The organism is Legionella waltersii, from assembly GCF_001468085.1.
GTDB classification, from domain to species: Bacteria; Pseudomonadota; Gammaproteobacteria; order Legionellales; family Legionellaceae; genus Legionella; species Legionella waltersii.
This window is the reverse complement of the sequence record NZ_LNZB01000015.1, coordinates 86139-105846: the sequence shown is the minus strand read 5'-3', so window position 1 is coordinate 105846 and position 19708 is coordinate 86139. Positions and strand designations below refer to the sequence as shown.

Here is a 19708-nt window from a genome sequence, read left to right as displayed (position 1 = left end):
TATAATTTAACCAACCGCTTTGTCTATTTTTTGTAATAAGATCATGAATCAACACGATAAGAATGCAAACTTATACACCTACTTGTATCACTCATGTCAGCATGCACTCCTTTATATTGGCCTCTTCAGCTTGTTTATTAATTTATTTATGTTAACTATCCCTGTGTACATGATGCAAATTTTTGATAGAGTCTTAGCTGCTAGAAATTATCAAACCTTGATTTTCCTTACGCTTATTGCGGCATTTATCTTATTAATACTCTCCATTTTAGATATGGTGAGAATTCGTATTGCCGGCAGAATAAGTAATTGGTTGGATGAAAGGTTAAGTCCAGCTGCGTTATTGTCTGGTCCTGATTGCATACTCAATGGAAATAATTATCCGCAATTGGTTTTGAAGGACATCGCGCAACTAAAATCCATATTAAGTGGTAGCTTTTTATTTACCCTTATGGACACACCATGGGTTCCAATCTATTTGTTGGTTATAGTACTTATCTCTCCTTTGTTGGGGGTAGTAGCTACTGTGGGTGCTATACTGCTGTTTGCCATAGCAATTATGAATCAACGACTTACGCATAAAATTCAGACTAAAATCGATAATTCAAGCATGATGAATACCTTCAATACTTCAAACACCTTACGTCATGCAGAGGTCATTCAGGCCATGGGAATGCTTGGACATCTAATCAACGGCTGGCAAGAAAAAAATAAAAAATCGCTGGAGCTCACTGAAGAATTAAACAAACTATCGAGTGTTATTATTTCGTCTAGTAAATTTGCACGGATGCTTTTGCAGGTTTTAATACTTGCAGTGGGGGCGTATCTGGTTCTAAATAATCAAATAACCGGTGGAATGATGATTGCTGCCTCTATCCTAATGTCAAGAGCTCTCTCACCGGTTGATCAGGCAATCGGTGCATGGAAGCAATTCCAACATGGTAAAGAAATCATGGAGCGTCTAAAAGCACATTTTGAAAACAGTTCACAGAGAAACACAAGCATCAAACTACCTAAGCCTAAAGGATTACTTTCAGTGGAAGGTCTATGCCTATCGAGTTCATCTGCTGAGCCTCGTATGATTTTGGAGGACATTCATTTTAAGGTGAAACCAGGAGAGATCTTAGCATTGCTAGGACCATCTGCAGCAGGTAAAACCACATTAGCAAGGTTAATTTGTGGAATTGTAAAACCTACTTCTGGATCTGTACGATTAGATGGTGCAGATGTTTATCATTGGGATCGCAATGATTTTGGTCATTATGTTGGTTACTTACCCCAAGACATTGAGTTATTTAGTGCAAGTATCAAAGACAATATTGCCAGGTTAGGCCCTGTGGATGAGCTTGCTGTTATTAAAGCAGCTCAGCTGGCAGGATGTCATGACATGATTTTGCATTTACCCAATGGATATGAATCTTTAATTCAATCGTCCATTTCTCAGCTTTCAGGTGGTCAAAGGCAAAGAGTTGCTCTAGCAAGAGCATTGTATGGAGACCCTCAATTGATTGTATTGGATGAGCCAAACTCAAATTTAGACGCTGAGGGTGAATTTGCTCTTCTCAATGCATTGTTAAAGCTAAAAGAACAAAAATGTACAATAGTTGTTATTTCGCATAGGCCGAACCTTATTCAATACGCAGATAATATAGTGCTGCTAAGTGATGGAAAAATTAAAATGGCTGGTACTAAAGAGAAAGTTCTCGCTAAATTACAACTGATTAAGACAGAACATCAGCAAAGAAGTAGCTATGGAATGGGATAAGATAAATAAACAGTTGCCTAACTTACCTAAGGAGCCTCGCTTTGATGATCTTCGGCTAATAGGTATGGTAATACTTATTGCATTTGTTGGAGGATTTTTGCTGTGGGCTATGCTTTTCCCCCTGGACTCAGCAGCGGTTGCTGAAGGGTATTTTATCGTGCAAGGTGAACGAAAAACAATTCAGCATCTTGAGGGTGGAATTATTAAATCCATTTTGATAGAGGAAGGGAAGCGCGTGAAAGCAGGAGAGGTATTGATTAAATTAGATGATACTCAAGCAACAGCAACTTTGCAGTTGCTTGAGGGGCAAACTTGGGAGTCCATGGCATCTGAAGCCAGGATATTAAGTGAATTAAGTGATGCAACTGAAATTAAATTTCCAGACGAATTAATGAATAACAACAGTAATCCCAAGGTATTGAAAATAATTAATGGTCAAGAGGAGCTATTTGATGCAAATAATAATACTTATCAAGGTGAAATTTTAGTGTTAAAACAACGGATTGAACAATTTAACAAGCAAATTGAAAGTTACCAAGCCCAAGAAAAATCCAGTGATACCCAATTGAAATTAATTAATGAGGAGATAGCAGCAGTACAATATTTAGCCGATAGAAAATTGGTTGATAAGCCGCGACTGCTTTCGCTGAAACGCGAAGCGGCAAGACTGTTAGGTAACAGAGATGAGTATTTGGGTATGATTGCTAAATCTTACCAAGGGATTGGTGAGACTCAGTCTCAGTTGTATGAATTAACAGAAAATCGGCGTAAGTTATTGCTAGAGCAACTGCGATTAGAGCAACAGAAATTAGCCGATTTACAGGAAAAGCTGAAATCAGCAAAAGATATACTTGAGCGGACTGTTATTAAATCCCCACAAGAGGGGATTATTATGGGGTTAAAAAAACATACTATTGGTGGCGTCATTTCACCAGGGCAAGAGATTTGTGATATTGTTCCCATCAGCAACAAATTGATATTAGAGGTTCATATAAGCCCAAATGATATCGATGTAGTTAGAGAAGGATTACCTGCTAAGGTTTATCTAACTGCCTACAAGCAGAGAGTTGTTCCGATTGTGTATGGCACTGTCAGTAAAGTATCCGCTGATGTATTTGAGGATCCAGTCACAAAAACTCATTATTACAAAGCAATCATCACATTGTCTTCTGAGTCACTTAGTCAGTTGAAACATGTTCAGCTGTATCCAGGTATGCCAGCACAAGCAATGATCATTGTCGATCATAGAACCGCTTTAGATTACTTATTAACACCCTTATTTGATAATTTTAGAAGAGCATTTACGGAACAGTAAGACTAGTAAGAAGTGAGCTAGCACCGATCCTAAACCAGCTTGGATGAATTGCCTTTTCCATGAGTAACTCCGCGAGGTGAGCATATTGTTGGGCTTGTTCGGTTGACTTAATACCTCCGGACAACTTAATTCCACAATGATATTCAGGAGCGTCCTTAATGGCAGTTAAAATAGCGAATGCTGCACTAAAAGTTGCTCCAGTATTTATTTTGCCGGTAGAGGTTTTTAAAAAGGGGGCTCCGAGGCTAATCAATTCAGAACTCAATTGATAAACACTGTCCATATTCGGAAACGCTCCAGTTTCAAGAATTATTTTTAAATTTAAACCAAGCTTTTTGCAATCTTGAATAATAACATCACAATGATTGAGTGCCTTTTGTTTATTTCCGCTCATGTATTCTTCATAAGGGAAGACATAGTCGATTTCATGAGCACCAATATTAACTGCTTGATCAATAGCTGCGAGGCAGCTTAATAGTTCATCTGTTCCTTGAGGGAAATTGACTACTGTAGCCAATTTAATGGTTGGCAGTGAAACAAATTGGTTCAAATGTTGTGAGTACACGCAGATTGCAGCTACGGGATAACGCTGGGCTTGTTGATAAACTTGCCCTAAAGAGTGTTTATCTGCAGCCTCATCAAGCAAGGTTAAGTCAATGCATTGTATCAATTCTAGATTAGACTTAAGTGAACGTTGTTGTTGACTTAATAATCGGTTAAGAAGAGTATTTAAGCTTGAGTCTAAACTCACATTAACCCCATAACATAGTCTTTAACAAGAGATCTTAACTTAGTCGCAGCTCTTTCTGCCATTTTAACCACTTCATCATGGCTATGGCTAGTTTTTGATAGGCCGGTAGCAAAATTAGTGATAATAGCTATAACTGCTACCTTCATCCCACAATGGTTCGCCACTAAAACTTCAGGTACTGTTGACATGCCTACCGCATCTGCACCCAATAACCTAAATGCGCGAATTTCAGCAGCAGTTTCATAGTGTGGCCCCAATACTGAAATATAGACTCCCTCATGTAAATCTATAGATAGTTTATGGGCGCTATCAAGCAGTTTAGAACGCATGTCTTTATCATAGGCGTTATCTAGAGGATAGAATCTTGGACCAAATTCATCATCATTAGGGCCTATAAGTGGATTACTTGGTTGTAAATTGATGTGATCAGTGATTAACATTAATTCACCAGGTCCAACTTGATCATTTAATGAGCCGGATGCATTGGTGGCAATAAAAAACTTACAACCTAAGAGTTTTAACGTTCTTACGTAGGTCTTCACTGTTTCATAGTTTTCAAGTCCTTCATACGTATGTGCTCTGCCTTGCAAGCATACTACTGCTATTTTTCCGAGATAACCAAGGATTAGTTTTCCACCATGACCTTTAACGGTTAGCTTTGGGAAACCTGGTAAATCATCAAAATCAATGATAATTTTATCTTCAAGCTCTTCAGCAAATTGTCCTAAACCAGAGCCTAATACTATTCCCACTAAGGGTGAAAAGTTGGGGTATAGTTGCTTTATGTGTTCGCATGCTATAAATGGGGGTTTTTGGTTTGTCGAGAATGTAGTCATAGGGATTATTCACTTATGGTTTAAAATCAAATGCTAAAGGTAAAAGTTCATGTATAGGTAAGCTTTGGAGTACTTTATCTTTATTGCATAAGTGAACCATTGTACTTGCTGTAGAAAACTCATAAATCGTTTGTCTGCATGATCCACAGGGGGAGCATAGTAAATTGTTCCCAGCCAGTACTGCAATACTTTTAATCTGTGTTTCTCCTGAGCTTACCATGTTACAAATTGCTGATGTTTCTGCGCAAACTGTCAAACCATAGGATCCATTTTCCACGTTCACTCCTGTGTAGTAATTGTTTTTCTCTGTAAGAATACAAGATGCTACTAAAAACTTAGAGTACGGTGCATAGGCATTAGGTAAGACTTTACTTGCCCGGTGAATCATTTCAGCGATTACTTTGTCCATGGTTATCCTCATCATTTAGAGTGCAGACTATACTTTATTGTTAAGGCTTATGACAAGGGCCTAAATCTGATTCGGAAGAGAGGCTACTCGTGTAATTTTCATCGGGGTTTTCATCATTTCTCAAGGGGCTATTTCCATGGTATGGCGATTGTTCGTCTGATTTTTTACATCGATTAGATGCTCCAAGCTCACTCTGAATTTTATTATGGCTTATTTCAACAAGTTCAATATCGGTAGTTGATGGAGATGTGATTTTTGACTCTAGCCAATATTCAAAAGACAAACAACCTAGCCCTATACAAATAATGGAGCTTATCAGAATAACAGGAAGTGTAATTGGTGGGATAAAAAAAGAAAGTGTTGTAGCAAGTGCAGTAACAAATCCAATGGTTGAAATAGTAATCGAGTAGTTAAAATAGTTTTTTTGGCTATTGATGTACTCTCTAGTGGAGTTAGGATCAGAGCCCTGTAATTTATAGTACTCGCCTCCAACCCATAGCACATTACTTGCAAAATATAACCAGGCTGCGGGTACTAAAAACAATGGGTTGATTAAAGCAAGAACACTGATGGTGCTTGCCAGAAGACCTAGAACAGCAGCGTATAAAAATTTAGATTTCAAATTGGCAAATGGAGACCACTCAGGGTTAGGTGGAGTTCCTTGAATGCCAATAAACCATAAACCATAACCCATCATGTACAAAACAAGAGCAGCAAGATTTGTAAAAGAAGATGCAATAATAAATGGAACGTATTGGATTTTTGAGAGTAAAAAACCAGAAAAGAAGAAAATACTGCTGACTTTATTATAATTAGTTTCTTTGCTCACGGCAGGATTGTTCGGATAAATTTGAGGCAAAGTATACTTAATAGAATCATAAATTTCCAGTAAAAAGTAATGATAATTAAGTGGCCATTTATACTTTGGGTACTAGGGCGTTGGGATGTTTGAGCAAGGCAGCATGATTCGTACTAACAATCCACCGCCTGCTCTATTTTCGGCCCTTATTTCACCCTGATGCAAGGCTATAGCTCTCGAAGCTATCGCTAATCCTAAACCGTAACCCCCAGTTTTTTTTGTTCTAGAAGTGTCCACCCGATAGAAAGGATTAAAGATTTTCTCCAATTGCTCCTCAGGAACACCAGGGCCTTTGTCAGCAATATCAATGATGACTTGATCTCGTGTTTCATTGTAATAAGCCGAAAGAGTTACACTTTCATTCTTAGGTGAGTAGTGCGCCGCATTTCTAACGATATTTTCTATCGCTCTATGAATAAGTCTTTCATCAAGAGTTAGTTCACAACTCTCAAGAATTTCCGCCGTGATTTGAATGGAGTGTTTTCTAAATTCATAATTAGCATCATTGATAATGCTTAATAGTAAATCAGAAATATTGATTGAGGATAAAACGAGTTCGGCAGTTGACTTTTCTAAGCGAGCAAACTCTAAAATTTCCCCAATTAAAACATTAAGCCGTGATGTTTCTAGTTCCATCCGTTCAAACTCGCTGTCTGCCAGTTGCTTGGTTTTTTTCTTGCCTAGCTCAATGGCAATATTTAGTCGGGCAAGAGGAGAGCGTAATTCATGTGAAATGTCTTGTAACAAGCGTTCTTTTGAATGGATTAACTCTTCTAATTGTTCTGCCATTCGGTCAAATTCATTGCTAAGCTCAGCGATTTCATCTCTGGAGTGACCTCGAAAGTGTCCTACGCGTGTATTTAATTTACCTGTAGCAATTGATTTAGCGGCCATTCCTAGAGAGCGTAAGGGTTGGGTTAAGTACAACGAAAGAAAATAGCAAATGAATCCGCTCACGAAGGTCGCTATAGCTAATCGTATAGTCAGTCCGGCCCATGGGATTTGTACAAAGTGTGAAATAGGTTTTTCACTGACTGCAACCAATCGATAAAATTTCCCTGATGTTGATAAGATTTCATGGCTAACTATTAGGTTTCCTGTCTTGAATATGCCTTGACTTGGAAGCTGATCACTGTCTAAATCTTTTGAGATGTTTTTTACATTGTCGGGAGGGACCTCTCTACCAACGATTTCACCGTTGCTTGATAATAGAAAGAGGGTCATATGTCGGGATAATCCTATTTGATCAAGCCATTGTAACAGTGCTGTATGCTGTCCAGATTCAAAGGTTGCAACTGCAGCATTTGCATAACTGTCCATGAACGTTTCTTCTCTTGCTGGCTGGGATGATTTTTGAGCAATTTGGCTGGTTACCCATGCAGTGGTGAAAATAATTAAAATAGTTGCAAGCCAAAAGGAGACAAAGATTTTCCAGTACAAACTACGCATTAAACATGTATCCGAATCCACGAACTGTTTTGACTAAAGGTTCGCCTTGAGGATTATCTCCCAACTTATTTCTTAAATTACTAATATGAACATCGATACTGCGATCATAGGCCGTGTATTTTCGACCTAATGCGTATTCAGCGAGCTCCTCTTTTGAAAAGGCTTGTCCAGGCGATTTAATGAGCATTTCCAAAATATTGAACTCCGCATTTGTTAACTCAAGGAACTTACCTGACATAGTGACATGTCTTTTAGAACAATCAACAACAATATTATGCTCTTCAATGATTGGTTTGGGAGTAGGGATCTTTTGAGTACGTCGCAAAATTGCTCTAAGGCGGGCAACAAGCTCCCTAGGATTGCATGGCTTGGGCAAATAATCATCTGCACCTATTTCAAGCCCAACAATTTTATCAATATCATCCCCACGCGCGGTTAGCATCAGCACTGGCGTTTCAAGGTGTTCTCTTATGGCTTTCAGAACTTCAAAACCATTGAGTTTAGGCAACATGACATCAAGTATGATCGCATCAAAGACTTGGTTTAGTGCTCTTTTTACGCCCAATTCTCCATCATGGACACAAACGACATTAAATCCTTCCGGTTCTAAATATTGTGATAACAGATCGGTAAGTTCAGTATCGTCATCTATAATGAGAATTGCACTGTTCATGACTAATTTATCCTTCAACGCTTGTGGCTGGTTTACTTGAAGTTCTTTTATCAAGACATTCTAATAACTTAATTCTTCGCGAATCGGCGTTAAGAACTTTAAATTCAAAATCATCTAGATCAATGACCTCACCTCGTTTAGGAAGATAACCAAATTTACTTAAAACAATTCCACCAATTGTATCATAAGTTTCATCATTGAAGTTAGCCTGCAATTGCTCATTGAATTCATCTATGGGGGTATGGGCTTTTATAATATAACAGTTCCCTTCATGGGCTTTAATATAGGCGTCTTCATCGATATCAAATTCATCTTCAATATCCCCAATAATCTGTTCAATAATATCTTCAATGGTGACAAAACCAGATATTTCTCCATACTCATCAACGACAATAGCCATATGATTTCGATTACTTCGGAACTCACTTAATAGACTATCAAGTCTTTTGCTTTCTGGTACAAAAGTAGTCAGTCTACAAATGTCAAGTAAATCAAAGGAGTCTGCATTTTCAGGTTTGTACCGTAGTAGATCTTTTGCATGCAAGATACCGATAATTTCTTCAGAGGTTTCGTCGATTACAGGAAATCGAGAGTGGCCTGTTTGGGTTACAATCTCAATGATGTGATTGATATTATCATTCTGTTTTATGCAAACCATTTGGTTTTTAGGTAGCATGATGTCACGTACCCGCATTTTGGAAAAAAGAATAGCGCCTTCAATCATGGCTAAGGTTTCAAAACTTATTAAAGAACGAATCTGTGCATCTCTTAATAAGCTGACCAATTCCTCTTGATTTTGTGGCTCACCTTGAATTAATTGTTTTAAACGAGAAAACCACGAGCCACCTTCGTCCACTTTACTCAAGTTCATGTCCTTCTAGTTCATACGGGTTTGCATATCCAAGCTCACCTAATAATTTTATCTCTAGTTGTTGCATTACTGAGGCGTCTTCATCTTTTATATGATCATACCCTAATAAATGCAACACTCCATGAATTATAATTAATGACCAATGTTCGGCTAGAGATTTATTCATTAACTTACTTTCTTCTTGTAACACCTTTGGGCATACAATAACATCGCCAAGTAATGGGCACTCTAACTCGATATTTGGAGGCAGCTTACAGGGAAAGGCGAGTACATTTGTTGTTTTGTTCTGACTTCTGTAGGTGTGGTTAAGATGCTGCATTTCTTCGGGCTCAACCAATCGTATTGTAAGTTCGGCGTCTGGTAGGTTATCTCGTAATGCAAGTGATGCTAAATGGATAATCTCACTGTCATTAAGTGGTATTGGTCCTTCATTGGCCTTTTGTATGTCGATGTAGTAGGTCATTTCTTATTTCGTTCCGTCTCATGATCATAGCAATCCACAATTTTAGAGACTAATGGATGTCTTACAACTTCCCGACTGGAAAATGTATGGATACTAATCTCAGGAATATTTTTAAATAATTTAAGGGCATGGTCTAGGCCAGAATCAACCCCTCTGGGTAAATCAATTTGGGTAGTGTCACCAGTAATTACTGCTTTTGAGCCAAATCCCATTCTCGTCAGAAACATTTTCATTTGCATTTGAGTCGTATTTTGCGCTTCATCTAAAATAATAAACGATTCATTCAATGTTCTACCGCGCATAAATGCCAGTGGTAGTATTTCAATAATATCGGTTTGAATAAGCTTTTGTGTTTCTTTAAAACCAATCATTTCATAGAGGGCATCATAGATTGGTCGTAAATAGGGAAGCACTTTTTCAACCAAATCACCTGGAAGAAACCCAAGTTTTTCACCGGCTTCAACAGCAGGGCGAACAAAAATAAGTCTATGTACTTCTCCTTTTTCAAAACACTCAATGGCTTTAGAGACTGCTAAGTAGGTTTTACCTGTTCCTGCTGGTCCAACAGCAAAAGTAATATCATGCTTATCAATTGCATCTAAAAAGGCAGCTTGCTTATTATTCCTAGCTGAAATTGATTTGCGACTAAGGCGAATGTGGTGAGTCATTGTGTTTTGGTAGTCCTCGTTCATCATATGCTTAATAACGTTTAGTTCGATTGGGTGCTTTGCTAAAGGAAATAATGATTTTAAAATATTTTTGACCGTTGAAAAACTCTTGTCTGAATGTGCTGATAAGATTAATTGTTGATGCTTCACATGGATGGATAGTTTATAATGCTGCTCTAGCAATTTCAAATTGACATGTAGAACACCACACAAATTGGCAATTTCGTCTGCGTTCAGCATGGGTAATGTAATGCTTTCACTAACTAGTGTACTGCTCAAAGGTATAAAATTAATTGCTAACCGTATTATAAGAATAGTCCAAAACGGACGTCTTGCGCAAGTTGAATTCGTTCAGAACAAATTAAATCATCAGTATTAGAAATCAATTTTTGTTCCTTAATCACATACTATGATATAGTTATGACTTTTTTGACGTTTAATCCTTATGATTGATTTGCATTGCCATAGCTCATTTTCAGATGGGGCTTTAAATCCCCAAGAGTTACTGCAAAGAGCTAATGAAAATAATTTGAAATGTTTATCACTGACGGATCATGATACGGTTGCAGGATGTGATTTATTAATAAACACGGCTATAAACAGTCCAATTAAGATCGTACGGGGAATTGAACTCAGCACAAGATGGAAAAAAAATGATGTTCATATTCTCGGATATCATATTAAGGATACTCCAGAGTTAAATCATGTGATTGAACAACAAAACAGTAGTCGTATAGATCGAGCGATGCAAATAGGTGTATGTCTTGAGCGTATTGGTGTTGAAGATGCCTACAACAAGGCTTGCTCTATAGCTGGCCATAAACGTGTGGGAAGACCCCATTTTGCTGCTTTATTAATTCAGGAAGGCAAAGCAAAAGACATGAAAGCCGCTTTTAGCAGTTATCTTGGTCGAGGTAAGATCGCTTATATACCTACTCCTTGGATTAGTGTTCAACAAGCAGTTTCAGTCATCTTATTATCTGGTGGCCAGGCTGTAGTTGCACATCCCTTTAAATACAAGTTGACTCGATCAAAATTGCATGAGTTAATCAGTGAGTTTAAAGAGGCAGGTGGCGCTGGCATTGAGGTGGTTTCAGGTGAAATGACCATTGTACAAATTAAAGAAATGGCTTCTTTAGCTGAGCGGTTTGAATTGCTTGCTTCCTCGGGTTCAGATTACCACGGAGACTTTCAGTCAAGAGTTAGACTTGGGCAACAGCAAGCTTTACCAATAAATTGTCGGCCTATTTGGCAAGATTGGAACATTGAACAGGGGACTTTATGAGTCAGTTTTTTGCACTTCATCCAGATAATCCACAAGCACGTTTGTTAAGACAAGCGGTTTCCATTATTGAAGATGGGGGCCTAATTGTTTATCCAACGGATTCTGGGTATGCCTTGGGATGCAGTTTGGGTAACAAATCAGCTCTTGAGCGAATTCGGAGACTAAGGCAACTAGACAAGCACCACAATATGACTCTGGTTTGCAGAGATTTATCGCAATTAGGTACTTATGCAAAAGTATCCAATCCAATTTTCAGATTATTAAAAGCATTTACTCCTGGATCTTATACGTTCATTCTCAATGCAACACATGAGGTACCTCGTCTGATGTTACATCCTAAGAGAAGAACACTAGGGCTTAGGGTGCCGGATAATAATATTACTCTTGCTTTGCTAGAAGCCCTTGATGCGCCACTGATGAGTACTACATTAATTTTACCCGGTGCAAAGGCTCCTTTGAGCGAACCCGAAGCGATTAGAGATGTATTAGGAGAACGAACAGATTTAATTATCGATGGTGGTAACTGCGGACATGAACCAACTACAGTCATCGATTTAACGGGTGATTACCCAGTAATTATTCGAGAAGGCAAAGGGGATCCGGATCCATTTCGTTAGATCATATGTTTAGAGTGAGTTTTATTTAACAAGCAAAAGAGGAAATTGATGTCAGCTCTATTTACTTCCAATAAGAGGGTCGTTTCTGGCATGCGTGTCAGTGGAAGGCTACATTTAGGACATTATCATGGCGTATTGAAAAACTGGATTAAATTACAGCATCAATACGATTGTTTCTTTTTTGCAGCGGATTGGCATGGCTTGACAACACAATATGACGAACCCAATTTTATTGAAAAACACCTTTGGGATATGGTGATTGACTGGCTAGCATGCGGCGTTAATCCAGGTTTGTGCAAACTGTTCATTCAATCATGGGTTCCAGAACACGCAGAGTTGCATTTATTGCTATCAATGATCACTCCGCTTGGATGGCTTGAACGTGTCCCAAGTTTCAAAGATCAACAAGAAAAATTGAAAGACAAGGATTTATCCACCTATGGCTTTTTAGGATATCCATTACTACAAAGTGCGGATGTACTTCTCTATCATGCGGACTTTGTTCCAGTGGGTGAAGATCAAGTGGCTCACATCGAATTAACGAGAGAAATAGCTCGTCGTTTTAATTATTTGTACGGAAAAGAGCCTAATTTTGAAGAACTTGCCGAGGCTGCAATTACAAAAATGGGCAAAAAAAATGGAAAGATATACAAAGAACTCCGTAGGCAATTTCAAGAATTAGGTATGCACGAATCTATACAAACCGCCCAAGCACTTCTTGAAGATCAATCAAGTTTATCGATTGGAGATAAAGAGCGTTTATTAGGGTACTTGGAAGGCAGTGGAAAAATAATATTAAGCGAACCGCAACCGCTTCTCACTGAGATGGCTAAGATGCCGGGAACAGATGGGCAGAAAATGTCCAAATCTTACCACAATACAATTATGTTGAGAGAGGAGCCTGAATCCGTTGAGAAAAAAATTTTGACGATGCCCACAGATCCCGCAAGAATTAAACGAACTGATCCAGGTGAGCCAGAAAAATGCCCAGTTTGGCAATTTCATAAAATATATTCTGACAATGAAGTCAAAGATTGGGTTCAACAGGGGTGCCGCAATGCTGGCATAGGATGTGTTGATTGTAAGCGGCCTGTGATTGATTCAATTCAAAAGGAATTACAGCCTATTCAGGAATCTATAAGAGAATTTGAATCGGATTTAGGATCAGTCAAACGGATTGTAGCAGAGGGAAGTGAGGCGGCCCGCGAGGAGGGATCTAAGACTTTAAATACGGTAAGAGAAGTAATGGGATTAGACTATTGATGGCTTCTGAGTTAATCAATGAGCCTCAAGTAAAAGCCATTGCCATAATTGATGGACGAGAAATTACTCAGGTTCCAGATGATTTATACATACCTCCAGATGCATTAGAGGTGTTGTTGGATTCATTCAGTGGGCCTTTAGATTTGCTCTTGTACCTTATACGAAAACAAAACATTGATATTCTAAATATTCCTATTACGTCCATTACCAAGCAATACCTTCAATACATTCAATTAATGGAAAATAGAAAACTCGAGTTGGCAGCAGAATATTTGTTGATGGCTGCGATGCTGGCCGAAATTAAATCTCGGTTACTTTTACCAGTATCTCCTGCTAGTGCTGAAGAGGAGGAAGAGGATCCTCGCATGATACTGGTAAGAAGACTACAGGCGTATGAGCAAATCAAGCAAGCTGCAGAATGCTTAGATAATCTGCCTAGACTAAACAGAGATAATTTTACGTCGCAAGTTCAACCTGATTTGATCGAGGTCATTAAGGTGTATCCTGATGTTGATTTTTTAGAATTAATTGAAGCGATGAAATCATTGCTCAAAAGAGAGGAGCGGCTCAGTAATCATCAAGTGGTACGAGAGCAAATGTCAGTCAGGGAGCGTATGAGTACAATCTTACTTAGACTGCAGGAACACTCGGTCATGGAGTTTAGTCAATTATATCATGCATCTGAAGGGCGCATGGGAATTGTGGTTAGCTTATTAGCGATTCTTGAATTAGCAAAACAGGCTCTGTTGACTATAACACAAACACAAGTATTTTCACCCATACATATTCAGGCTGCTTGATATGGATAATAATGAACTTAAGAACATTGTTGAGGCTTTGCTGCTGACTAGCAGTGAGTCACTTACTCTGGATAAAATCCAAGCTATTTTTGATGATTGGCAGAAACCAACCTTAGAACAGCTCAATGAGGTCCTATTGGAACTGAGTAATGACTATGTTTCCCGTTCTATTGAGCTTATACAAGTCGCTTCGGGTTATAGAATACAAACCAAATCCATGTACAGCCCTTGGGTGGCAAGATTACAAATGGAAAAACCAGCCAAGTACTCCAGGGCTTTCCTTGAAACTTTAGCGATTATTGCCTACAAACAACCAGTAACTCGCGCAGATATTGAAGAGATACGTGGGGTCGCAGTCAATAGCCAGATTATTCGATCTTTGATGGAAAGAGAGTGGATAAAAGTAGCAGGGCATAAGGATGTACCTGGAAAGCCAGCAGTCTATGCGACTACTAAGGAATTTTTGAATTATTTTAATTTAAATTGTTTAGCTGAACTTCCAACTTTACCTGAAGTCATGGATTCGTTGATAGGACATCAAGTTAACCAAATTAACGAAGAGTATAGCCATAATGAGTAGTGAAAGATTACAAAAAATACTAAGTCAGGCAGGGCTGGGTTCCCGCCGTGAAATGGAACGATGGATTGAAAGTGGATGGGTTCAAGTGAATGGTAAGCCTGCTAAAATTGGGGACTCAGCAAGCGCTAATGATAAAATTACTGTGAAAGGAAAATTGATTGCTAATCCTTTAAAGGGAAAGCAAAATGTTCGTGTATTGCTTTATCATAAACCAGTCGGTGAAATTTCAAGCCGAAATGATCCAAAGTTTGAAAAAACGGTATTTGATAATTTGCCTCATTTAAGACAAGGTCGTTGGGTACAAGTAGGTCGTCTTGACCTTAATACCTCAGGTCTTCTTCTATTTACTAATAATGGTGAGCTTGCGAATCAATTAATGCATCCGAAATATGGTTTAGAACGAGAATATGCTGTTAGGGTTCATGGTCAAGTCAGTGCTGAAGCCCTGAATAATTTATCCAAGGGGGTTATGCTCGAAGATGGTCTGGCTAAATTCACCCGCATTGAGTTTCGTGGGGGAGAAGGAACCAATTCATGGTACCATGTAACCTTAAACGAAGGTAAAAATAGAGAAGTTCGACGATTATGGGCTTCTCAAGGAGTTGAGGTCAGTCGCCTAATTCGAATTCGTTATGGCTCTTTATCAATGCCTAGGTTTTTGTCCAGAGGACAGTGTTATGAGTTAACCGTGGATGAGGTAAAGGACTTTTTAGCCCGATTGGGAATTAAGGAAAATTAACCACTCTTCTCCCTTATGATCATTGCTTAATCAATCCGATCGGCGACCATAAGGGAAAGGATTCGTTGGATTGATGTGCTATAATTAGCTTATAACCAATGAGCATCATCATGAAACCTAAGTCATTGAAAAAAAATGCCATTAGAACCGTACTTTTTGCATTATTAGTCATAGCAAGCACCGCTGCTGCAGCAGTTTAGCTTTTTCAATCCTTGACTAAGTTCACTGAATTACTGTGCGCTTAGCTGAGTCTCTGGCGAAGTTTCTTCTACGACTGTATAAGACATCAGGAGCTTCGGAAATTCATTTTCAAAGAAATGGTTTGTCGATTGAATAGATTCGGCAGATTTTTCTAAACCATTCATGGAGATTTGTTGAATGAGCGTTGTAAATTTTTTATCAATTATTGACAGCAATTCGGAAATGGCTATCAAATGATTTAATTCATTGAGTTTGGTTGCAGATTGTTTCATTGTTGCAGTGCTTTTAGCAACATTCGTTATAATTGGTACAAGCTTGATTAACTCATTGTAGTTAGGTGTTTGTTCATCGTAGCAGTCACTTAATAAAACCAATTTTTCATTGATCAGTGAGAAAAGAAATTGATTATTTTCACGTAGGTCTTTGCAAGTATTTTGGACTGAGTGAGATACAAAGCTATTTGCTATAAAAAATCCAACTCCGGCTCCTATTGACCCTCGGATTAGTTTTGTTTTGAGTTCATTATCCCCAGTTTGTACCGCAATGACACCAAAGAGAACAGCGGTGGCTACTACTCCTCCCTTTATGAACAACTCTCTCCAGCTATGATGATTCCATAAGCTCCATATTGAGTCTCTGGCATTTTCGTAAACGCTCAATAGTTGATAGCTAGTATTATTGCTGCTGGTTTGGTTGTTATCATACTTAGTTAGCATATTGGTACTCCATTACCTAATGAATTACCAATATAAATCAAAATCCAACAAATTGTAAATTGCATGTCATGCTAAGTATTTCAATTGATGAATTGTAATTATTATGTTATAAATATGGCGCTTTAAATACACACACGTTTCGTCACATGCGTTAGGGTCCCTTTGGGGTGACGTATGGGAGACGTGGAGGCTTAACCCTGGAGAAAATTATGAATGTAAGTATGAGAGAATTGCTAGAAGCTGGTGCTCATTTTGGTCACAGAACTCGTTACTGGAATCCAAAAATGGGTGAATATATATTTGGTTCAAGAAATAAAATTCATATTATTAACCTTGAAAAGACTTTACCCATGTTACACGACGTAACCAATTACGTCAGTCGTTTAGCTGCAAATAAAGCTAAGATTTTATTTGTTGGAACTAAAAGAGCAGCTCAAGAAAGTATTCGTGAACATGCTAGGCGCTGTGGAATGCCCTACGTAGATCATCGCTGGTTAGGTGGCATGCTGACAAACTATAAAACTGTTCGTCAATCGATTTTTCGATTAAAAGAACTAAAAGAAATGCAGGAAAAGGGCTTATTTAACGACATGATTAAGAAAGAAGCTCTAATGCTCACCCGTGAACTTGAAAAGCTAGAGCGCAGTTTAGGTGGGATCGAACACATGGGCGGTTTACCTGATGCTCTTTTTGTTGTTGATGTTGGCTTTGAAAATATTGCTGTTGAAGAAGCGCGTCGCTTAAAAATTCCAGTTATTGGTGTTGTGGACACCAATAACAGCCCAGATAACATTGACTACGTTATTCCAGGTAACGATGACTCCATGCGAGCAGTGGACATCTATGTACGTTGTGTCGCTGATGCTATTTTAGATGGTAAAAGCAGTAATACTGTAGGACGAGTATCTTCTGATTCAGAGTTTGTTGAAGTGGCTACTACCACTAAAGAAGAAACAAAGTCTGAGGAATAATTTCTATTGAATTTCAAAGGGGGCAGTATTTAAAAGGCCCCCTTTTTGTTATGTGGAGAATTGAATATGTCAACAATTAGTGCTTCATTGGTCATGGAATTGCGTGAGAGAACTGGTGCAGGAATGATGGAATGCAAAAAGTTCTTGATTGCAACCAATGGAAATATAGAGGAAGCAATCACTGAGATGCGCAAAGCTGGTCAAGCAAAGGCAGATAAAAAGGCAGACCGCGTTGCAGCTGAGGGTATCATTGTCATTGCTCGTTCTTCAGATGAGCGCACTGCTGTAATGATTGAAATAAACAGTGAGACTGATTTTGTTGCTCGTGATGAAAACTTCACTAAATTTGCTCATAGCGTTGCTGATGTTGCATTAACCAGTTCTGTAAGTGATGTAACTGCATTATCAAGTCAAATTCTTTCATCTGGTGTTACTGTTGAGCAAGCACGTCAAGAGCTGGTTGCTAAAATTGGTGAGAACATTAAATTAAGACGCATCGAACGTATGCATCATGAAGGTTGTGTCGTTGGTTATTATCTACATGGTTCTAGAATTGGTGTTATGGTTGCTTTGAAAAATGGAAGTGAATCTCTTGCTAAAGACATCGCCATGCATATTGCAGCAAGCAAGCCAATGGTTGTGAGTAAAGATCAGGTTCCAGCTGAAGCCATAGAAAATGAAAGAGACATCTTTACAGCTCAAGCAAAAGAAAGTGGAAAGCCACAAGACATTATTGACAAAATGATCGATGGACGAATTAATAAGTTCATTGATGAAGTAAGCTTGCTTGGTCAACCCTATGTCAAAGATCCTAATATTAAAGTTGGACAACTATTAAAAGAGAAAAATGCTGAAGTAGTATCCTTTATTCGCTTTGAAGTAGGAGAAGGGATCGAAAAGAAAGAAGACAACTTTGTTGAAGAAGTGATGGCTCAGGTTCGCTCATGATGGATGATAAACAACCAAAATTGAAGTATAAGCGAATATTGCTTAAATTCAGTGGTGAAGCGCTTATGGGCAAATCGCAATTTGGTATCGATCCTTCAGTTCTTGATTCTTTGGCGAATGATATTGCTGAACTGATTCAGATGGGTGTTGAAGTAGGGCTTGTCTTGGGTGGTGGTAATTTGTTCCGAGGAAAGGCTTTATCGAAAGCCGGGGTAGGACGAGTTACTGGAGATCATATGGGTATGCTGGCAACAGTAATGAATGCATTAGCTTTAAGGGATGCATTAGAAAGAATTGATTTGCCAGCTAGGATTATGTCAGCTATTCCCATGTTAGGAGTAGTTGACCCATACCATAGACGAAAAGCAATTACGCATTTACGTAATGGTCATGTTGTGATTTTTGCTGCAGGCACTGGTAACCCATTTTTCACAACAGACACAGCAGCTTGTTTAAGAGCCATTGAAATTGGAGCGGACGTTGTACTGAAAGCGACTAAAGTTGATGGTGTCTATTCAGATGATCCTGTTAAAAATCCAGAAGCAATCCGCTATGATTACTTAACCTATAAAGAAGTGTTAACAAAAGGCTTAGAGGTTATGGACTCAACGGCAATTTGTTTATGTCAGGATCAAGGAATGCCTCTGCAGGTATTTAATATGGCAGAGCCTAAAGCCTATAAACGAATTGTAACTGGAGAGAGAGTAGGAACTATAGTAGGAGCCAATCATGATTAATGACATCAAACAAGAGTCTGAAAAGCGTATGAAAAGAGCTATTGAAGCTCTGCAAGTGGACATGACAAAAATTAGAACTGGAAGGGCAAATGCTAGCTTATTGGATCATGTGATGGTCGAATATTATGGAAGTACTACCCCCTTAAATCAAGTGGCTAATATAACTACTAGTGACTCAAGAACATTAACAGTGACACCTTGGGATAAATCAATGGTGGCAGCTGTTGAAAAGGCTATATTAAACTCTGATTTGGGACTCAATCCGGCATCTGCGGGATCAGCTATTCGAGTACCTATGCCACCTTTGACTGAAGAACGAAGAAAAGAATTAATTAAAGTGGTCCGTCATGAAGGTGAGCAAGGCAAGGTATCTATTCGCAATGTAAGAAGGGATGCTAATGCTCAATTAAAGGATCTAGTGAAAGAGAAAGCTATTTCTGAGGATGATGAGCGCCGAGCTGGAGAATTGATTCAGAAATTAACGGATAAATACATTGCTGAGGTGGATGCAATCCTAGTCGCGAAAGAAAAGGATCTAATGGAAATTTGATGGATCTCTACACACACTCTCAAGAGAGAAACCGAGCCGCGCGCGTTAGCAAGCGGATTTAAATTTGTCATTTGTTCGCTCCCTAACGGTTGCGGCTCGGTTTCATGACCTCCAATATAGTTCTCCCACTTTTTTCACGCCTTGATTGTCATTGATAAGATACAATCACAATTTTAAAAATGAGTCTCAGCTTCCACAAATGATTGAGATATTCCACGTACATCGCTAAAATAGAAAGAATT

The 19708-nt window shown here is 38.6% G+C and carries 22 protein-coding genes; 12 read left to right on the top strand and 10 right to left on the bottom strand.

What is annotated here, in order from left to right; translation table 11 throughout:
- The first annotated feature begins 43 nt into the window (after positions 1-43).
- The gene (locus Lwal_RS03670) at positions 44-1765 is read left to right on the top strand and encodes a type I secretion system permease/ATPase (protein ID WP_058479565.1); all 1722 of its coding nucleotides are present in this window, start codon (positions 44-46) and stop codon (positions 1763-1765) included.
- Positions 1752-3080 carry an HlyD family type I secretion periplasmic adaptor subunit gene (locus Lwal_RS03665; RefSeq protein ID WP_058479564.1) on the top strand — a complete coding sequence of 443 codons (1329 nt, stop codon included), beginning with the start codon at positions 1752-1754 and terminating at the stop codon, positions 3078-3080. Before Lwal_RS03670 ends, Lwal_RS03665 begins: the two co-directional genes overlap by 14 nt.
- Here the strand turns inward: Lwal_RS03665 and deoC are convergent.
- The 9 genes from deoC to Lwal_RS03620 all read right to left on the bottom strand — a co-directional run bounded on the left by deoC (position 3067) and on the right by Lwal_RS03620 (position 10338).
- Complete coding sequence (gene deoC, locus Lwal_RS03660; RefSeq protein WP_058479563.1) at positions 3067-3831, bottom strand: deoxyribose-phosphate aldolase; 765 nt, start codon at positions 3829-3831, stop codon at positions 3067-3069. The two genes, Lwal_RS03665 and deoC, sit on opposite strands and share 14 nt — an antisense overlap.
- Complete coding sequence (locus Lwal_RS03655; protein ID WP_058479562.1) at positions 3828-4667, bottom strand: purine-nucleoside phosphorylase; 840 nt, start codon at positions 4665-4667, stop codon at positions 3828-3830. Before Lwal_RS03655 ends, deoC begins: the two co-directional genes overlap by 4 nt.
- Positions 4668-4680: 13 nt before the next feature.
- The gene (gene cdd, locus Lwal_RS03650; RefSeq protein WP_058479561.1) at positions 4681-5076 is read right to left on the bottom strand and encodes a cytidine deaminase; all 396 of its coding nucleotides are present in this window, start codon (positions 5074-5076) and stop codon (positions 4681-4683) included.
- 40 nt (positions 5077-5116) lie between these two features.
- A complete protein-coding gene (locus Lwal_RS03645; protein ID WP_133141229.1) occupies positions 5117-5905 on the bottom strand; it encodes a hypothetical protein in 789 nt (262 codons plus the stop codon).
- A 102-nt stretch (positions 5906-6007) separates the two neighbouring features.
- Positions 6008-7384 (bottom strand): two-component system sensor histidine kinase CpxA, encoded by a 1377-nt coding sequence (gene cpxA / locus Lwal_RS03640; protein WP_058479559.1) that lies wholly within the window; start codon positions 7382-7384, stop codon positions 6008-6010.
- A complete protein-coding gene (gene cpxR / locus Lwal_RS03635) occupies positions 7377-8057 on the bottom strand; it encodes a two-component system response regulator CpxR (RefSeq protein WP_058479558.1) in 681 nt (226 codons plus the stop codon). Before cpxR ends, cpxA begins: the two co-directional genes overlap by 8 nt.
- 7 nt (positions 8058-8064) lie before the next feature.
- Positions 8065-8928 (bottom strand): HlyC/CorC family transporter, encoded by an 864-nt coding sequence (locus Lwal_RS03630; RefSeq protein ID WP_095197521.1) that lies wholly within the window; start codon positions 8926-8928, stop codon positions 8065-8067.
- Complete coding sequence (ybeY, locus tag Lwal_RS03625) at positions 8915-9391, bottom strand: rRNA maturation RNase YbeY (RefSeq protein ID WP_058479557.1); 477 nt, start codon at positions 9389-9391, stop codon at positions 8915-8917. Before ybeY ends, Lwal_RS03630 begins: the two co-directional genes overlap by 14 nt.
- On the bottom strand, positions 9388-10338 hold the full coding sequence (locus Lwal_RS03620) for a PhoH family protein (protein ID WP_058479556.1): 951 nt from the start codon (positions 10336-10338) through the stop codon (positions 9388-9390). The genes ybeY and Lwal_RS03620 overlap by 4 nt, the downstream gene beginning before the upstream one ends.
- Positions 10339-10504: 166 nt before the next feature.
- Between Lwal_RS03620 and Lwal_RS03615 the strand changes: the two genes are divergently transcribed.
- Genes Lwal_RS03615 through rluB form a run of 6 tightly spaced genes read left to right on the top strand, consistent with a single transcriptional unit; the run spans position 10505 to position 15343 of the window.
- Complete coding sequence (locus tag Lwal_RS03615) at positions 10505-11344, top strand: PHP domain-containing protein (protein ID WP_058479555.1); 840 nt, start codon at positions 10505-10507, stop codon at positions 11342-11344.
- On the top strand, positions 11341-11961 hold the full coding sequence (locus Lwal_RS03610) for an L-threonylcarbamoyladenylate synthase (RefSeq protein ID WP_058479554.1): 621 nt from the start codon (positions 11341-11343) through the stop codon (positions 11959-11961). Before Lwal_RS03615 ends, Lwal_RS03610 begins: the two co-directional genes overlap by 4 nt.
- Before the next feature lie 48 nt (positions 11962-12009).
- Positions 12010-13224, top strand: a complete 1215-nt coding sequence (locus tag Lwal_RS03605) for a tryptophan--tRNA ligase (protein ID WP_058479553.1) — start codon at positions 12010-12012, stop codon at positions 13222-13224.
- Positions 13224-14024 (top strand): segregation and condensation protein A, encoded by an 801-nt coding sequence (locus Lwal_RS03600; protein ID WP_058479552.1) that lies wholly within the window; start codon positions 13224-13226, stop codon positions 14022-14024. Before Lwal_RS03605 ends, Lwal_RS03600 begins: the two co-directional genes overlap by 1 nt.
- 1 nt (position 14025) lies before the next feature.
- The gene (gene scpB, locus Lwal_RS03595; RefSeq protein ID WP_058479551.1) at positions 14026-14604 is read left to right on the top strand and encodes an SMC-Scp complex subunit ScpB; all 579 of its coding nucleotides are present in this window, start codon (positions 14026-14028) and stop codon (positions 14602-14604) included.
- Entirely contained in the window at positions 14597-15343 is a 747-nt protein-coding gene (gene rluB, locus Lwal_RS03590; RefSeq protein ID WP_058479550.1) for a 23S rRNA pseudouridine(2605) synthase RluB, read from the top strand. The genes scpB and rluB overlap by 8 nt, the downstream gene beginning before the upstream one ends.
- A 230-nt stretch (positions 15344-15573) precedes the next feature.
- On the opposite strand, the gene Lwal_RS03585 is transcribed toward rluB, so the two are convergent.
- Positions 15574-16260: a hypothetical protein gene (locus tag Lwal_RS03585; RefSeq protein ID WP_058479549.1), complete on the bottom strand. Its 687-nt coding sequence runs from the start codon at positions 16258-16260 to the stop codon at positions 15574-15576.
- A gap of 206 nt (positions 16261-16466) precedes the next feature.
- On the opposite strand from Lwal_RS03585, the gene rpsB reads away from it, so the two are divergent.
- The 4 genes from rpsB to frr all read left to right on the top strand — a co-directional run bounded on the left by rpsB (position 16467) and on the right by frr (position 19466).
- Complete coding sequence (gene rpsB / locus Lwal_RS03580) at positions 16467-17231, top strand: 30S ribosomal protein S2 (protein ID WP_095197647.1); 765 nt, start codon at positions 16467-16469, stop codon at positions 17229-17231.
- A gap of 66 nt (positions 17232-17297) precedes the next feature.
- Positions 17298-18179, top strand: coding sequence for a translation elongation factor Ts (tsf, locus tag Lwal_RS03575; RefSeq protein WP_058479547.1), 882 nt, complete (start codon positions 17298-17300; stop codon positions 18177-18179).
- Complete coding sequence (pyrH, locus tag Lwal_RS03570; RefSeq protein WP_058479546.1) at positions 18176-18916, top strand: UMP kinase; 741 nt, start codon at positions 18176-18178, stop codon at positions 18914-18916. The genes tsf and pyrH overlap by 4 nt, the downstream gene beginning before the upstream one ends.
- Positions 18909-19466 (top strand): ribosome recycling factor, encoded by a 558-nt coding sequence (gene frr, locus Lwal_RS03565; RefSeq protein ID WP_058479545.1) that lies wholly within the window; start codon positions 18909-18911, stop codon positions 19464-19466. Before pyrH ends, frr begins: the two co-directional genes overlap by 8 nt.
- Positions 19467-19708: the final 242 nt, after the last annotated feature.

Excerpts from the sequence above, each read along its gene's own strand:
- Lwal_RS03670 (WP_058479565.1), top strand. The coding sequence starts at position 44 with ATGAATCAACACGATAAGAATGCAAACTTATACACCTACTTGTATCAC.
- Lwal_RS03665 (WP_058479564.1), top strand. The coding sequence starts at position 1,752 with ATGGAATGGGATAAGATAAATAAACAGTTGCCTAACTTACCTAAGGAG.
- Lwal_RS03655 (WP_058479562.1), bottom strand. The coding sequence starts at position 4,667 with ATGACTACATTCTCGACAAACCAAAAACCCCCATTTATAGCATGCGAA.
- cdd (WP_058479561.1), bottom strand. The coding sequence starts at position 5,076 with ATGGACAAAGTAATCGCTGAAATGATTCACCGGGCAAGTAAAGTCTTA.
- cpxA (WP_058479559.1), bottom strand. The coding sequence starts at position 7,384 with ATGCGTAGTTTGTACTGGAAAATCTTTGTCTCCTTTTGGCTTGCAACT.
- cpxR (WP_058479558.1), bottom strand. The coding sequence starts at position 8,057 with ATGAACAGTGCAATTCTCATTATAGATGACGATACTGAACTTACCGAT.
- Lwal_RS03630 (WP_095197521.1), bottom strand. The coding sequence starts at position 8,928 with ATGAACTTGAGTAAAGTGGACGAAGGTGGCTCGTGGTTTTCTCGTTTA.
- ybeY (WP_058479557.1), bottom strand. The coding sequence starts at position 9,391 with ATGACCTACTACATCGACATACAAAAGGCCAATGAAGGACCAATACCA.
- Lwal_RS03615 (WP_058479555.1), top strand. The coding sequence starts at position 10,505 with ATGATTGATTTGCATTGCCATAGCTCATTTTCAGATGGGGCTTTAAAT.
- Lwal_RS03610 (WP_058479554.1), top strand. The coding sequence starts at position 11,341 with ATGAGTCAGTTTTTTGCACTTCATCCAGATAATCCACAAGCACGTTTG.
- Lwal_RS03605 (WP_058479553.1), top strand. The coding sequence starts at position 12,010 with ATGTCAGCTCTATTTACTTCCAATAAGAGGGTCGTTTCTGGCATGCGT.
- Lwal_RS03600 (WP_058479552.1), top strand. The coding sequence starts at position 13,224 with ATGGCTTCTGAGTTAATCAATGAGCCTCAAGTAAAAGCCATTGCCATA.
- scpB (WP_058479551.1), top strand. The coding sequence starts at position 14,026 with ATGGATAATAATGAACTTAAGAACATTGTTGAGGCTTTGCTGCTGACT.
- rluB (WP_058479550.1), top strand. The coding sequence starts at position 14,597 with ATGAGTAGTGAAAGATTACAAAAAATACTAAGTCAGGCAGGGCTGGGT.
- Lwal_RS03585 (WP_058479549.1), bottom strand. The coding sequence starts at position 16,260 with ATGCTAACTAAGTATGATAACAACCAAACCAGCAGCAATAATACTAGC.
- tsf (WP_058479547.1), top strand. The coding sequence starts at position 17,298 with ATGTCAACAATTAGTGCTTCATTGGTCATGGAATTGCGTGAGAGAACT.
- pyrH (WP_058479546.1), top strand. The coding sequence starts at position 18,176 with ATGATGGATGATAAACAACCAAAATTGAAGTATAAGCGAATATTGCTT.
- frr (WP_058479545.1), top strand. The coding sequence starts at position 18,909 with ATGATTAATGACATCAAACAAGAGTCTGAAAAGCGTATGAAAAGAGCT.